General features: G+C 42.7%; 12 protein-coding genes. 1 reads left to right on the top strand and 11 read right to left on the bottom strand.

What is annotated here, in order from left to right; translation table 11 throughout:
• Genes P2W72_RS03370 through P2W72_RS03380 form a run of 3 tightly spaced genes read right to left on the bottom strand, consistent with a single transcriptional unit; the run spans position 1 to position 4,484 of the window.
• Positions 1-1,476, bottom strand: coding sequence for a neutral/alkaline non-lysosomal ceramidase N-terminal domain-containing protein (locus P2W72_RS03370; protein ID WP_276359477.1), 1,476 nt, complete (start codon positions 1,474-1,476; stop codon positions 1-3).
• A gap of 24 nt (positions 1,477-1,500) precedes the next feature.
• A complete protein-coding gene (locus P2W72_RS03375) occupies positions 1,501-3,024 on the bottom strand; it encodes a hypothetical protein (protein WP_276359478.1) in 1,524 nt (507 codons plus the stop codon).
• Positions 3,021-4,484, bottom strand: coding sequence for a hypothetical protein (locus P2W72_RS03380; RefSeq protein WP_276359479.1), 1,464 nt, complete (start codon positions 4,482-4,484; stop codon positions 3,021-3,023). Before P2W72_RS03380 ends, P2W72_RS03375 begins: the two co-directional genes overlap by 4 nt.
• A gap of 475 nt (positions 4,485-4,959) precedes the next feature.
• On the opposite strand from P2W72_RS03380, the gene P2W72_RS03385 reads away from it, so the two are divergent.
• Positions 4,960-6,156, top strand: coding sequence for a TlpA disulfide reductase family protein (locus P2W72_RS03385; protein WP_276359480.1), 1,197 nt, complete (start codon positions 4,960-4,962; stop codon positions 6,154-6,156).
• Positions 6,157-6,503: 347 nt separating this feature from the next.
• On the opposite strand, the gene P2W72_RS03390 is transcribed toward P2W72_RS03385, so the two are convergent.
• The 8 genes from P2W72_RS03390 to P2W72_RS03425 form a co-directional block, all read right to left on the bottom strand.
• Entirely contained in the window at positions 6,504-7,607 is a 1,104-nt protein-coding gene (locus tag P2W72_RS03390; RefSeq protein ID WP_276359481.1) for a D-TA family PLP-dependent enzyme, read from the bottom strand.
• 15 nt (positions 7,608-7,622) lie between these two features.
• Positions 7,623-8,711, bottom strand: coding sequence for a membrane dipeptidase (locus tag P2W72_RS03395; RefSeq protein ID WP_276359482.1), 1,089 nt, complete (start codon positions 8,709-8,711; stop codon positions 7,623-7,625).
• Between the two features lie 14 nt (positions 8,712-8,725).
• A complete protein-coding gene (locus P2W72_RS03400) occupies positions 8,726-9,127 on the bottom strand; it encodes a Rid family detoxifying hydrolase (protein WP_276359483.1) in 402 nt (133 codons plus the stop codon).
• 24 nt (positions 9,128-9,151) lie between these two features.
• Positions 9,152-9,793, bottom strand: coding sequence for a carbohydrate-binding family 9-like protein (locus P2W72_RS03405; protein ID WP_276359484.1), 642 nt, complete (start codon positions 9,791-9,793; stop codon positions 9,152-9,154).
• 146 nt (positions 9,794-9,939) lie between these two features.
• Positions 9,940-10,953 carry a 3-hydroxyacyl-CoA dehydrogenase family protein gene (locus tag P2W72_RS03410; RefSeq protein ID WP_276359485.1) on the bottom strand — a complete coding sequence of 338 codons (1,014 nt, stop codon included), beginning with the start codon at positions 10,951-10,953 and terminating at the stop codon, positions 9,940-9,942.
• A 34-nt stretch (positions 10,954-10,987) separates the two neighbouring features.
• Complete coding sequence (locus P2W72_RS03415; protein WP_276359486.1) at positions 10,988-12,070, bottom strand: Gfo/Idh/MocA family oxidoreductase; 1,083 nt, start codon at positions 12,068-12,070, stop codon at positions 10,988-10,990.
• 92 nt (positions 12,071-12,162) lie between these two features.
• Entirely contained in the window at positions 12,163-13,866 is a 1,704-nt protein-coding gene (locus tag P2W72_RS03420; RefSeq protein WP_276359487.1) for a GMC family oxidoreductase, read from the bottom strand.
• 32 nt (positions 13,867-13,898) lie between these two features.
• Positions 13,899-14,489 carry a gluconate 2-dehydrogenase subunit 3 family protein gene (locus P2W72_RS03425; protein WP_276359488.1) on the bottom strand — a complete coding sequence of 197 codons (591 nt, stop codon included), beginning with the start codon at positions 14,487-14,489 and terminating at the stop codon, positions 13,899-13,901.
• Between the last annotated feature and the right edge of the window lie 17 nt (positions 14,490-14,506).

Raw genomic sequence — 14,506 nt, forward strand, 5'->3', positions numbered from 1 at the left:
TTACTGTCTCTTATGGTAAAATATTGAAATCAAGTTCTCTATTACAGCATCAACCAAAACTTCACCACCCCCTGAGCTATATCGTACACTGTTCACTTCATATTGACCTTCGGGAAATGCTTTTTTATTTGGCATATAGCTTATTGTTCCATTTCCGGATTGTTCACTAACGATTGTAAAAGGGAAAGGTGAGTTTAGTTTTATACCGAGTCCCAGTTCCACAAAGGCATCACCGGGGAAGCCCACCAGCGCCATTTGATCGCCAAATGCTATTACAGAAACTTCAGTTTCAAGGGCTGTACCATCCTCTGTAAGTGGTACAGTTGTGGTCGATTTATGTCTTGACTCCAGTCCGCCCTGATACTTTACAAGGTCCAGCATTCTCCATGCACTTACTACATCTGTAAATCCGGAACCACCAGACTTCCCAAATTTTGAAATCACGTCCCTTGCCCACTCAGCTTCACTTTGTTCTACGGATCGGAAAACCGGTAAATTAATGGCTTGAGTTTTAGCTTTCAGGGACTGAATTGGAACTGAACGCAATGAAGGGAGTGCAGAAAGTACTCTGCCAGCCAAAATAGTCCCTATGCGTCTGGATTCATCAAATCCACTTAACTGATCAGGATTTGAAACATCTACATGATTGATATTCCCCGAGGTTCCATTCGTAAATATAGTCACGAATTCCTCCCCCTTTATCTTCCCAATCAATTCAGACATTACCCCGGGAAAATCGGAGGAGAACCGGTTACCGCCAACAATAGCAACATGCAAAGCGAAATTAACCAAAATAGCTACCGGCTTCTTATCCAGAGATTCGAAATACACTATAGATAATGCCGGATCAATCGGTCCGGCCGGCCTCACAACATCCGGGTTCAACTTACCGGGATTGGTTCTGAATCCTCCATCTTTCATCAAATAGCGCCGGTTGAAGCTTATGGTATTCTCCTGAACACTTCCAACAGATACACGAACAGGCTGAATTTTAGAAACAGCCGATTTTACACTTACCGCTATAAGTTCAGGGAGATTATGGGTATACTCCTGACTCTTTAACTTTGCGGATCCTCCTAGAACATCCCAGAAAAGCGGGTTCATCTGAGGCCCGGCATGAGCATGAGTGGCATTCAGGATAATATTGTTTACTGCTATTCCCGTTTGCTGAAAAATTAATTGCCTGCTTTTCATTACCAGCAAATGCGGCAAACTAATGACATCCAGAGTGATAAATGCAACCTTCTCTCCACCGTGCTCAAAAACCAGGGTTTTGATGTAAAGATCATCATGCACTCCTTCAGAAACCCTGATACCGTAAGAATCACCGATTATGCTTCCAATGGGAGGTGTCATCCTGGTTTTAGATGCTCCAGCTTTGAACCCTTCGTCTTGAAAGGAAGTATTCGCCGGTAGCAACATCGAATTCATTACCAGAACAAAAAAGAAAGTTATTGAAAAAACGTTTTTTATCATTTAATCAGAAGCTGGTTTATCAATTTATTTCAATTCAGGAGGCAAATTACCATAAGCCCATGGTGCCTTAAATGGTGGCGGTGGAGGCGGCAAAGGAACTTTTCCGGGTACCATCTGATTAGCCAGCTCAATACCGGTATTGGCGAATTGCCTTCCGGCCGAAACCTCCAGATTACTGTAAGACGTAAGACGGGTTTCATATCCACCACCATTTGGTCCCAATGCCTCTTCAGTTGGCACATATCCTGTAATACCGTTAGCGAGTTCCACTACAAATGTGAATGGAAATTTACTTCCTGCCTTAATATCCAGACCATACTGAACAAAATACTCTGCAGGATTTGATACAAATACCATTGGACCCACCTGAATAGCCTGAACTTCAACTTCAACTAATGGCCTTGCTTTGATGATTGCATCTAATACAAGGATTTCCTTTGCAAAAGTCCATTCGGTAGTACCCGACTTCTCAGGGCCTGCCTTCACAAGTTCGAATGCCTTCTGAACTTTTTCAGCTGTAGGAATACGGCGCTTTACTGTCCATACACGCTGTCTGCTATCCAGTGGGATTTCACTTCCTGCTCCCCGGCGAATAAGTAATAAAGTTTTATAAGCTTCAGCACCAACACGACCTCCTACTATATCCCACCATTCTTCAGCTCCCGGATTTTGGAATTTCGTCAGATTATCGACCTGCGTGATATCACCGCATGCGCCCTGCATAAAAACAACCGGTAAAGCAGCGTTTCCTGTTGCACCGCGAATCGTTTTCTCCATTGCACCAATCCAGTTTGCAGAAATGCCTCCCGGATTAGTGGTGGCATGGCATGAAAAATTCACCACTGTTCCGAGCAAATTGCCCTTCAAATCCCAGACACCAACAGTACCCACCTGCGGGTCAATTGGTCCGGCATAATCAATGATATCCGGATTTCCTGCCCCCGGATGAGAATAACTCATTCCGTTCTTCATCCGCAAACGACGGTTGAAGGATACCTTATCTTCATGACCGTTCCCCACTGCAAGTTTGGCATCTGTACGATTATTATAGGCGATCACGACCGCATCAACAATCTGCTTTTTAAGCAATTGTGTATATCCCGGATCAGAAACTATGGAATGATTGTTTACAAGATCCTTAACCAATGGTGAGGCTTTGTCAAAATCACCTGGTTCTCCCATGCCAATCGGGCCGGATGAATGAGAGTGGGATGCACCGATCATTACAGAAGCAGGATCTATACCACAGCGTTTCTGAATTTCGGCACGTACCTCCTGAACCAGATGACGTGTCACAAAGAGTAAATCAACACCTACAAGTGCTGTACGCTTCAGCCCGTCATCAAACACCGCGACACGAACCTTACATGGGTCATGAAAGGTCTTATGATGTGCTTTCCCATAATTGCCCGGAGACTCCATACCGATATCCGGAGTAATATCGCGCTCGGCAAAACCGGCTTTGAATACTGTTGTCTGCGCACTAACATCGTAAACAACAAGTGATAAAGTCAATATAAAAGTTAAAATTATTTCTTTATACTTCATTTTTTTATCTTGTTAAAAAGTTTAAGCAGATCCTTTACAATTTTCCGGGACGCTTCTTTCTCCACCCTGTTTGTACCGAGCCAGGTTTCATATCCTCCAAGCTGATGTTGTTCCGGAGTAGGCAGATATCCATAATTACCGTTAGCAAGTTCTATAGTAAATGTAGTTTTGAAAGGACTTTTAGCTTTAATCTCCAGTCCGGTCTCAGTAAATACCTCAAAAGGTATCGCTGCAATCCCAAGTTCTCCTATACCAAAAGTCTGAAGAATAACATTGATCTGATCAGGCCATTCAAGGGTCTGGATAGTTCTTTCAGCATAAGTTTTTTCCAGACGGTGTACCGGAGTTTCGGTATCTGGTTTTGCCAGAACCTTACGGGAGTAATCAAGCATTTGCACATCCGGCTTACGGACCATCAGATTCAACTCTGACTGTGCTGCCGCCAAGGGCACCCAGTCTTTATGTTCAATTGTCTGATAAACACGAAGAACTTCAGCAGCCACATCATTCGCTACGATCCTCATTTTAGCATAAGGAGGATGCTTTTCTGCCGGACCCCGGAAATTGATATTATTGACATCTCCGGAAGTGCCATTCGACAGAATACCTACAAAAGGAGGATCCTGACGATCAGCCTTCAGCAATTCCTGAATACGATCTGCGAAAACGGCAAAATAATCAGCAGAGATATGATCTTTTGGAAGCCCCCCAACATAGTGAAGGGAGTAATTGGCAAGTAAAGCAATCGGGCGTCCCTGCAATGACTGTACAGAAATAAATGAAACTCCGGGATCAGTCGGACCGGCAGGCTCAAGCATATCCGGATTGGCAATACCAGGATTCATAAGCACCTGATCCTTCGCTCCAAAAGGATTGGTTACCGGGGTTTTCATTTTCCAGCGACGGTTAAAAAGGTGCTGAGGTACATTTCCAATGCCCCAGCCTATACGGGCAGGTTCCAGATTATTTAATGCCACACGCACTCCATCGGCTATGCGACGCACCAGAAAACGCTGATAATCGTCGAGAGGTTTGCCCACATTCCAGCCCCTCCTTTTCTCTCCAATTCCGCTGACACTCGTTGCAGAATGGGTATGTACTGCCGACATCAGAACCTGTTCTCCGGAAATCTGAGTTTCATCCTGAATAAGTTTTCTGGCAGCATCAAACACCTCCCTGTTCACTCCCACATTGTCCACAATCACAAATACAAGTTTAAGCTTCCCATCATCCAGCACAAGTGTGCGTGCGTGAAGTTCGTCATGTACATGCATTGCCGGAGGGGGAACACCAAAATTGCCTACAATACCCTCTCCCAGTGGTGGTGTAATATTTGCAGTTGATGCACCCGCACGAAAAACCGCATGCTGAGCAACAGAAACAATCGGAGAAAAAATTAAAAAAATTGAGCTGAAGAGCAATGCAAAAGCAAGGCAGGCAACTCCGGGTCTTAGGTTCATAGGTATAGATTGCAGATTAAATAACAGCCTTTCCTATCAATCCTGCCCGAACCCGGCTCAGCTGCTGAAAATTAAATTTATAGCATGCTTAAGTTAATAAAATATCTTGTTAATGTTCAGCCCCTGTTTTAATTCAAAAGCGGCTTACCCTCTGACATAATAGTCAGTTGTACACGTGACTTAACAAATCCTTCTAAATCACTGCTGTATGACACTGCATTTTCGCCGGACTTAAGCCCCGGAATCCTGCCCGGCACCTTTCAGCTCCCTGATAAACTCTCCTATAAGACCATACAATCAGAATATTTGAATCAAATAAGAAATCTGTTAAGAAAAATAAACCGGTTGAAGGTGATGACCGGAGAATTAGATTTTGCAACAAGCTGAGTTAATTAAATTAAGTTATATACAAATTTATATGATTTATCACCGCAGGAATGTATTAAATTAGTTTAAAATCAGGTAAAAAAGATATATGAATCAAATAAAAATATCTGTAATAGCTATACTCACAGTAATTTTGATATCACCTGCATGCAGAAATAACATTGACGGAATCATTATTACAGGACAAGTAGATAGTATAAACGGCACAAAAGTAAGGCTTACAAATTTAGATTTAACTGAAGTTTACGACTCTACTATTGTAAGAAATAATCAGTTTAAATTTAATAGTACCGTTCCGGAAAAAGGCTTTTATTATATCGATTTTCATAATAATATTCCGTATCGGGAGGGAAAATTTACTGTTGAAGGGTGGTTGCACCCTTGTCAATTGTATTTGGAAAAGAATGGAAAATATTTTTTTCAGGCGAATGGTAAATATCAAATCCTACAAAATTACCATAGTATCAGGTCCACATCACCCACGCAACAGAAATTAGATGAATACTATTCAGGCGTAAATTTAAAAAGAAAAAGGCTGCTTGCCGAAAAACGAAAATACCTTCACCTGGCAGATATCTTTTTACAACAAGGGAATAATGACAAGTATAAAAAGTACCTCGACTCATCAAGCATAATAGAAAACAAAGAAAGACTTATCTACCACGAAGGCACATATGAGTATATTAAAAATAACCCCTCTACTTTGATCACTCCCTATTTAATTACCCAAATGCCAGATTTTTTCGAGAACTATTCATTATATAAAAATGTATTGGATGGCTTAGATCCGGAAGTCAAAAAAACAGAATATGCCAAAAAAGCTTATACTTTTCTTAAATCTGTAGAAAAATTAAGGATAGGAGGAGATGTACCGCAAATTTACGGAAGTGATATTTACGGAAAGCCCTTTAAATATGATTATACAAAGAAAAAATATACCTTAATAGATCTTTGGGCTTCCTGGTGCCTCCCCTGTCGCTACCAAACACCCCGGTTAAAAGTGATCTATCAAAAATATAAAACCAAGGATTTTGATATCCTTGCTGTTTCTGTGGATAAAGATAAAGAGTGGTGGATAAAAATATCTAAATATGATAATATCCCCTGGTATAATGTAAGCGAATCGGTTAAACCCAAAGATTCTAAAAATATCGAGAATTTTATAGCTACCCGGCTGCCATTAAATTATTTAGTAAACAAACATGGAAAGATAATAAGACGGGACATAGAACTGGACGATTTAGACAAATTCTTACAGGATTCTTTACAAGAATATAAAAATTGAAGTATGTTGTATATCCTCTTTTAATATTGCTGAAAATTTAGTTAAAACCTCCTGCAGAATGTATCAATAAGGTAAATGATATGAACAGTAACGTTCAGATTTAAATATCTGATACGAAATTTATTACTTTATTGGGGGAATTATCCTATATAATAAAGGAATATTGACAGAAATTAAATCAGGTCATATGATCAGGATAGTTTTCTGTAAAGCTATTGTACAGAGTTTATCCGGTTTAAGAAAGAGATTCTGTTATCGGGGAAATAATTTCATTAATTGTTTTCGCGGCTCTAATTTTTAAAACCTGCATCCTGAAAGCCTTATGAGACACATTCAATATAAGATGTTCAATAATTAATCTGCCTGTCCCTGGCAATCACTCTCCAGGTATCAACCCTGTTTCCGTCTTCCACAATTTGTGCCCGATCATAAAGGGCAACAGTCGGACAAACATGGATTGGTAATGCGTACAATACATCTCCGATCTTAAATTGATGATCGCGCCCCACTTCAATAACCATATGCTCCTCATTCTGACCAAAAGGCTTCAGTTCCGGATAATCAGGAAAATAAACCCGTTTCTGCAATTCATTTTCGGATGCGATCGATTTATGTCCGAGGTCAATGCAAATTTTGCCTTCATCAGGCAATGAGATAACCCTTGTCAGGACCATTGCGGCATAATGGAAATCCTGTTCAGGCAGGGCATCATGATAACCCTTGTCCCAGAAAATAAATGTTCCCGGACAGCATTCGACATGGTTTCTTGCTGAATGTATAGCAAATGTCGGAGAACCACCTGCCACAAGTAAAGGGAAACCGTGTCCTGACTGCTGAATTTTATTGCGAAGCTCTTCAGCTTCCTTAAAATCGCGGTCACAATGTGCTATCCGCTCAGTCAGATCATAATCCCTGATATGCCCATCATAAGCATGGAATCCTTTAAAATCTACACCGGCTAGGCTCTTAACTTCATTAAACAGATTATAAGCATCCGAGGGTTTAATCCCTGTCCGGTTCATTCCCACATTCAGGTCGATAAAAATATCAATTGTAAGCCCCGCCTCAGATGCCATCCCGGAAAACATCTTTAAAGATCCCGGATTATCAACCAGACAGGAGTACTTCGTGTCAGGATAAGCCTTAATCAGATTCAGTAATCGCAGAAACTTAGGCTTCACTGGCTGATAGGCCAGAATAACGTCTCTTGCACCGGCCATTCCCAGCATTTCAGCTTCAGCAATACTGGCTGCCTTAAACTTACTGATGCCTGAATTCATCATCATTTTGCAGACTTCCAGCATTTTATTGGTCTTGACATGCGGACGCAATTGTGCAGGATCTTTCACCATGGTGAGAACATTCTGTATATTTTGCTGCACCCGGTCTTTATACACAATCAGTGCCGGAGAGTCAATATTTTCTACATGATTGATGGTATACCAGTTCATAGGAAGTTCATTAGATCAGGCCCAGGCTTTTCTGAGAAATCTCAGCCAGTTTTTATAAAAAATATTTTCAATATCTTCAGATGAGTAGCCTCTCCTGCTAAGAATTCCGCTCAGGGATTGCAGATCAGCAATATCTTCCAGATCATAAGGCGACTGTTCTTTACCATAGGCCCCGTCCAGATCGCTGCCAATGGCAATATGCAAACTGTTGCCGGCAAGCTGACAGATATGATCAAAGTGATCTACCACCTTTTCAATATTAATTCCACGTTCTTTAGGATCATCCACCCCACGAACCCAGTTATCACAGAGCATCCAGGTATCGAACACACCACCGATTACAGCATCCCTCTCAACCAAAACCCGGATCTGATCATCAGTTAGCTGACGCTGATGATCAACAAGTTTACGGCAATTATGATGACTTGCCCAAACCGGGCCTTTGAAAATGGCCGTCGCCTCCTCAAAACCCTTGTCGGTAAGGTGGGTAACATCCAGAATCATGTTTAAATTATCCATTTCCCTCACCAGTTCTTTACCTGCTACCGTCAGTCCGTCGGTCATTCCGGTACCTGCAGCATAACGCCCGGGGCCATAGTGAGCCGGTCCACAGGCACGCAGGCCATAGGCATAAGCCTTCTCCAGATAAGAAAGTTTGACAAATGAATCTGCACCTTCCAGACTTAAAATATAGCCGACAGGTTTATTCTGATTAGGAACTGTGGTATCAAACCATAATTTGAGATGCTTTTCAAGTTCAGGTAAATTAGTGATCTGAACCATTTCACCATGATCTTCCATGGCGCGGTACCAGGCCAGCTGAGCCTGTGAAATGCCCCATGCAATCTCAGGTGAATTCCATCCCGGCAGGGCGCTGCCCGCCTCCACATAACGTGCAATCTGCGTAGCAACAACCAGTCCGATATTTCCTTTACGCAGTTCCGGAAGTGCAACAACACCCTTTGCCCTGTCCAGCTTATCAGTCATACCAAGTTCACGGCTGCGGATTTCATTAACCGTTTTCCGAAGGTCACGATTCCACTCGATGGCATTCATTGCCAGATCGAGATGGCAGTCGATCATGAATAAAGATTCATCTCTCATCTTATCCTTACAAATTATTTTTTGTCCTGGCGGAATGCAATCGCATCGATTTCCACTTTGATACCATGTCCCAAACCTGACTGAACAGTGGTACGGGCAGGCTTAACTTTGGTAAAATAAGAGGCATAAACCGCATTGTAACGATCGAAATCCTTAATATCGCTCAGGTGAACTGTACATTTCACGATATCATCCAAAGTAAATCCGGCAGCTTCACAGATACGCTTCACATTGTGAATGGTTAAATGAGTTTCCTCTTCGATTGTTCCGAGCTTAAACTCACTGGTTGTAAAATCAACCGCTGCTTGTCCGCTTACGAACAGCCAGTCGCCTGCAACCATTACCCCTGCTGAATATGCTCCCGTTGTGAATGATTTATCCGCCTTATCCGGGTGTTGTATTTCTATCTTTTCCATGATTATGTTTTTTAAAATTGATGTTTAATTAAATTCTACCGCTCCGAAAAACTCCGGACGATGAAAGTCAGGTTGTTCTGTTTTGATTTCATTCCAAACCACATAATGAGGTTCAGGAAGGTCATCTCCGCACTTGTAAAAATTAGCACGACATTTTTTACCCTTGAATGAGCCAATCTCATGGTACTGAAAAACACTGAATGGTATCGCTACGGTCAGCTCCCAGGCAATGTTTGCATCTTTTGAGCTCACAGGTTTTATCGAATTTTGAAAAGCGATGCTTCGGATTGTTTCATCCGACGACATCAGACGCATAGCCCTTTGCTCCCCAAAACTCAGTAAACAGGTTCCGGCACAATTGAACTCGAAATTATAATATTCCTGTTCCTCTCCGAAAGAGATGAACATTTCCACACAACTATCCTTGTAAACCGGATTATTCGGTTCTGAATAAATTGCCTTCAGATGCTTTTCTTCCACGTAAAACTTCAGAAACAAAGCCTTATCACCATGAGCAAGAGCAAATGCAACCTGGGGTTTATAAGCAAATCCGGGCCACGGAGCAAGATGAATTAACTCCTGATGTACACGATCCAGCTTGCCTGAAATCTCATTCACTGCACTGATATCATCCACATGGATAAAAGGAACTGAAAGTTGTTTCATCTGTTTATTTTTCTTGTTTTTAATTGTCAGATGGAGCCTTTGATGATTAAACTAATCATTGCCCTGTGTGCTTAATGATTAGTTTAATCATGTTGGGTTCATCTGTTTATTTTTCTTGTTTTTAATTGTCAGTAATCCATTGAAGGTTAACTGTTTTTCTTTTCTTCCTCTTCTTTTAGCTTCTGCAGTCTCTGCTTCACAATATCAGCAGGATATTTCATTGCCAGATTACGGATGTCATAATTGAAATCTGAGAATACCTCTTCCCACATATGCGACTCTTCAGGGGTGTACTTATAAAACCCATGTCCGTTAGCAACACCTTTACCGCCTTCTTTTACGATATCATCGATTAGTTTAGGCACATGGGTATCATTGCAAAGGGTTGGATTCAGATCTTTCATCACATTATGATAAGCAGGTACACCTGTCAGATCCATCCAGCCGAACACCCCTACCAAAGTCATCCAGTAGCCGGTATTGTTGCGGCATGCTCTGTCGATATCCTCAACGGTAGCGTAACCGTTCTCTACCAGGTAAAATGCCTCACGGTACATTGCATACATCAGGCGGTTACCGATAAATCCGCGGATATCCTTTCTTACCAGCGTGGGTTCTTTATTCCAGCGGTGAGAAAGATCGTAAAGATATTCCCCTTTTTTGATGTCACTCTGATCTCCGCAGATCACTTCAAGGAAACGGGTGGTATGCGAAGGCTCCGCCCAGTGCAATCCGAAGAAACGATCCGGATGTTTAGTCATTTTCTGCAAGAGACTGATTGGAATTGCGGAGGTATTGGAAGTCATCAGTGCATCTTCTGCGATTACCGCTTCGATCTTCCCATATACCGATTTCTTGATCTCCTCACTCTCAATAGTACACTCAATCACCAGCCTGCAGGACTTCAATGCAGAATAATCCTCCGTAATGGTCAGATTTTTGAAGTAAAATTCAGGATCCTCTGTAACCAGTCCCTCTTCTTTTGCTTTGACAAAATGCCGGCGGATACGAGGCTCAGCGGTACCCATATCGATACTGATCGGAGCTATGGCAACTACCGGATGACCGGCCATCAGCAGGCAGGTTACGATACTGCAGCCCATTAGGCCCAGTCCGACAACACCTACAGGAATTTCATTACTTGGTGGAATTTCTGACATAAGATTAAACGCTATGTGAATTACCTCTTGATTATTAAAGTTTTACAACCTGACCGGTCCTGACAGACTCATCGCATGCAAAAGCAATACGCAGACTGTTCACCGCATCTTCGCCATGTGCAGTAAGATCAATATCCTCCAGAATAGATTTCAGGAAATATCTTTGTTCACGGTTACAAAGCTCCTGATGATCAGGCTCATCCTCCAGATTGACCAGGATATCCTTCTTGGCAAATTTTTCATCTTTGTCGAGGTCAGCATGATGGAAAAGTATTGATTCTGTTTTGGAATGCGATTCGATCGAAGCAGATTTACCTGCACCACCTGCATTTTTAGCAACGATAGATACTGAACCCTTCGGCCCAAATACATCTTTCACAAAGTAAGCGGTTTCGCTGATCATTGGTCCCCAGCCAGCTTCGTACCATCCCACTGAACCATCTTCAAAACGAATCTGAAGCTGACCATAATTATAATTATCCGCAGGAATATCATCAGTCAGTCTGGCACCGATCGCATAAACCTGTACCGGCTTTGAACGCGTCATCTGACACATTACATCAATATAATGCACTCCGCAATCCACAATTGGGCTCAGAGAGCTCATCAGATTACGGTGCAGGGTCCACATCGCACCATCGCTTTGCTGATTCAGGTTCATCCTCATCACCAATGGCTTACCAAGCTGGGAGGTCAGCTCGATAAACTTCTCCCATGATGGATGATGACGCAGGATATATCCAACAACTAATTTCTTATTTGCCTTTTTCGCTGCAGCAACCACACGCTCTGCACCTTTCACTGAATCTGCTACCGGTTTTTCAATGAATACATGGCATCCGGCCTCAAATGCCTGAACGGCATATTTTTCATGAGTGTCGGGATAAGTAGAGATACAAACCGCATCCGGGCTGGTTGCTGCCATTGCAGAATCCATATCCTCAAATAAAGGATAATTACTACCCATTCTGGTGTTTAATAACTCTTTTGACTTTCCTCGTGATACCAATCCTACAATTTCAAATCCGGGATTGGTATGATAAGCAATGGCGTGTGAAGCGCCCATGTTTCCGCAGCCTACAACAAGGACGCGTACAGGTTTAACTTGATTTGACATATTAAAAATATTGTTCGATTTACTGATGTATAAGTTCTAAAGTTTCTATGTGGTTAAATAAACCACTATCCATGAACGGCGTATTCCGATTATTATAAATTACCTTTCTTAAGCTCTTTTACCGCATAATCACATGCTCTTGCAGTGAATGCCATATAGGTAAGAGATGGATTCTGACATGCGTTTGAAGTCATGAATGCACCATCTGTTACAAACACGTTCTTCACATCGTGCATCTGGTTCCACTTATTCAGTACTGAAGTTTTAGGGTCATGTCCCATCCTGGCTGTTCCCATTTCGTGAATGGCCATTCCCGGTATTGCACCCCTGTCGAAAGTGGTGATGTCTTTCATTCCCGCATTTTCAAGAATTTCTGCTGCATCATTTCTCATGTCGATACGCATCTTACGCTCGTTCTCACCAAACTCACAGTCTACGGCAAGCAATGGGATTCCCCATTTATCCTTTTTGGTCTCATCAAGAAACACACGATTCTTATACTCTGGCAGATGCTCGCCAAAAGATCCCAGTCCCATCATCCATGGTCCCGGTTCTTCCATATCTTCCGCAAAATCCTGACCATAGCCCATCTCCGGAATTGCCCTTTGCCATCCGGTACGGCTGGCACTGCCTCCGTAATGAAACCCACGCAGGTAATCGCGTTCCGGCTTATCACCAAGGTTACGGTAACGCGGAATGTAAACACCAATCGGACGGCGTCCGTAGTAATATTTATCATCAAACCCTTCTGCCCTTCCACTTGCTCCAACCTGGAAGTGATGATCCATCAGGTTATGGCCTAAATGACCGCTGCTGTTGCCCAATCCGTCAGGGAAGGTATCAGAAGTAGAATTCAAAAGGATCTGGGTGGTTCCCAGAGTGGACGCGTTCATGAAAATCACTTTTGCATAATATTCGATATGCTCATTGGTTTCTGAATCGATCACCAGAACTCCTTTAGCCTTTCCGCTCTCTTTATCGTAAAGTACAGAGCTTACAATAGAATAAGGACGAAGCGTCAGATTTCCTGTTGCCACTGCAGCAGGAAGTGTTGCAGACTGAGTACTAAAATACGCGCCGAAAGGACAGCCCCTGTTACAAAGGTTTCTGTTCTGGCAGGTACCCCTGCCATTATGCGGAACAGTGAGGTTCGCCATACGGTAAACCGTCATCATTCTGGTCTTATTATAATGTTTTTCGATTCTCTCCTTCACCGCCTTCTCAACACAGTTCATCTCAAATGGAGGCAGAAAAATACCATCAGGCAATTGAGCCAAACCTTCGTTTTGCCCGCTGATACCGGCAAAGCGTTCCACGTAATCGTACCATGGAGCTATATCCTTGTAACGTACCGGCCAGTCAACTCCATACCCGTCTTTTGCATTGGCCGAAAAATCCATCTCACTCAAACGCAGACAACCACGTCCCCAGGTAATAGACCTTCCGCCCACGTGATAACCACGGTACCAGTCAAAACGCTTTACTTCAGTATATGGACAATCAAGATCATTTACCCAAAACTTAGCGTTGAGTTCGCTGTACTGCCCTCCACGGGTCTGTATCAGGTGAGAGGCCTTCTCCTCAGGAGTAATCCTGCCTCTGTGCTTAAATTCCCAGGGCTTCATCAGAGCCGTATCGTAATCCTTCACATGCTCCACATTACGGCCACGCTCCAGCATCAATACCTTCAGTCCTTTTTCAGTTAATTCTTTGGCTGCCCAGCCACCGCTAATACCCGAACCAACAACGATCGCATCGTAGGTATTCTGCTTATCTGCTTTTATATTAAGATTCATTTATCCTTGTAAATATGCTGTTTATCAATCAATTAAGTTGCCCATGCTTTTTGTCCCGGCTGTAAGGGGATGCAGGCTTCGTATTTTCCCGGAATGTGCATATAACGCAATGCCTTGGTAGCACCAATTTCTGAAGTATAGTAACCAAGGTAGGTTAACTCTGCCAGTAACTGGAAGAAGTGCGGAGGAGCAACCGGACCGCCGCCGGCAGCATTCGTTTTTTTCTGCGTTTCGGCTTCTGTCTTAAACAATTTGAATAATTCTTCACGTTCTTTCAGACTCAGCGATGTAAATGAGCGCTTAAACTGACTTTGAGCCACTTCTTCAACCTTCATCAATCCGGCAGCAAAATGACTTTGCATATCAGCGGTATAACAATCCTTCATCATCATAACAATGAAGGGACCCAATCCCGCAGCTTTTGCACCCGGAATATCCTTTCTGTCAGGAATGATAGTATTCGCAAGTTCTGCGATCAACGCTTCCTGTGATTCAATTGATTTTACTTCAAAACCTTTAACGCTTTCAGGGCTTAACACACCGGCAAAGGCCCCGAAGCCTGACATAGTTAGTGCTCCACCCAGTAAAAAAGTGGCTCTCCTGACTGCTTCTCTTCTGTTCATTTAGTATATATTATTAC

It is taken from the genome of Daejeonella sp. H1SJ63 (genome assembly GCF_029360775.1).
Lineage (GTDB): Bacteria > Bacteroidota > Bacteroidia > Sphingobacteriales > Sphingobacteriaceae > Daejeonella.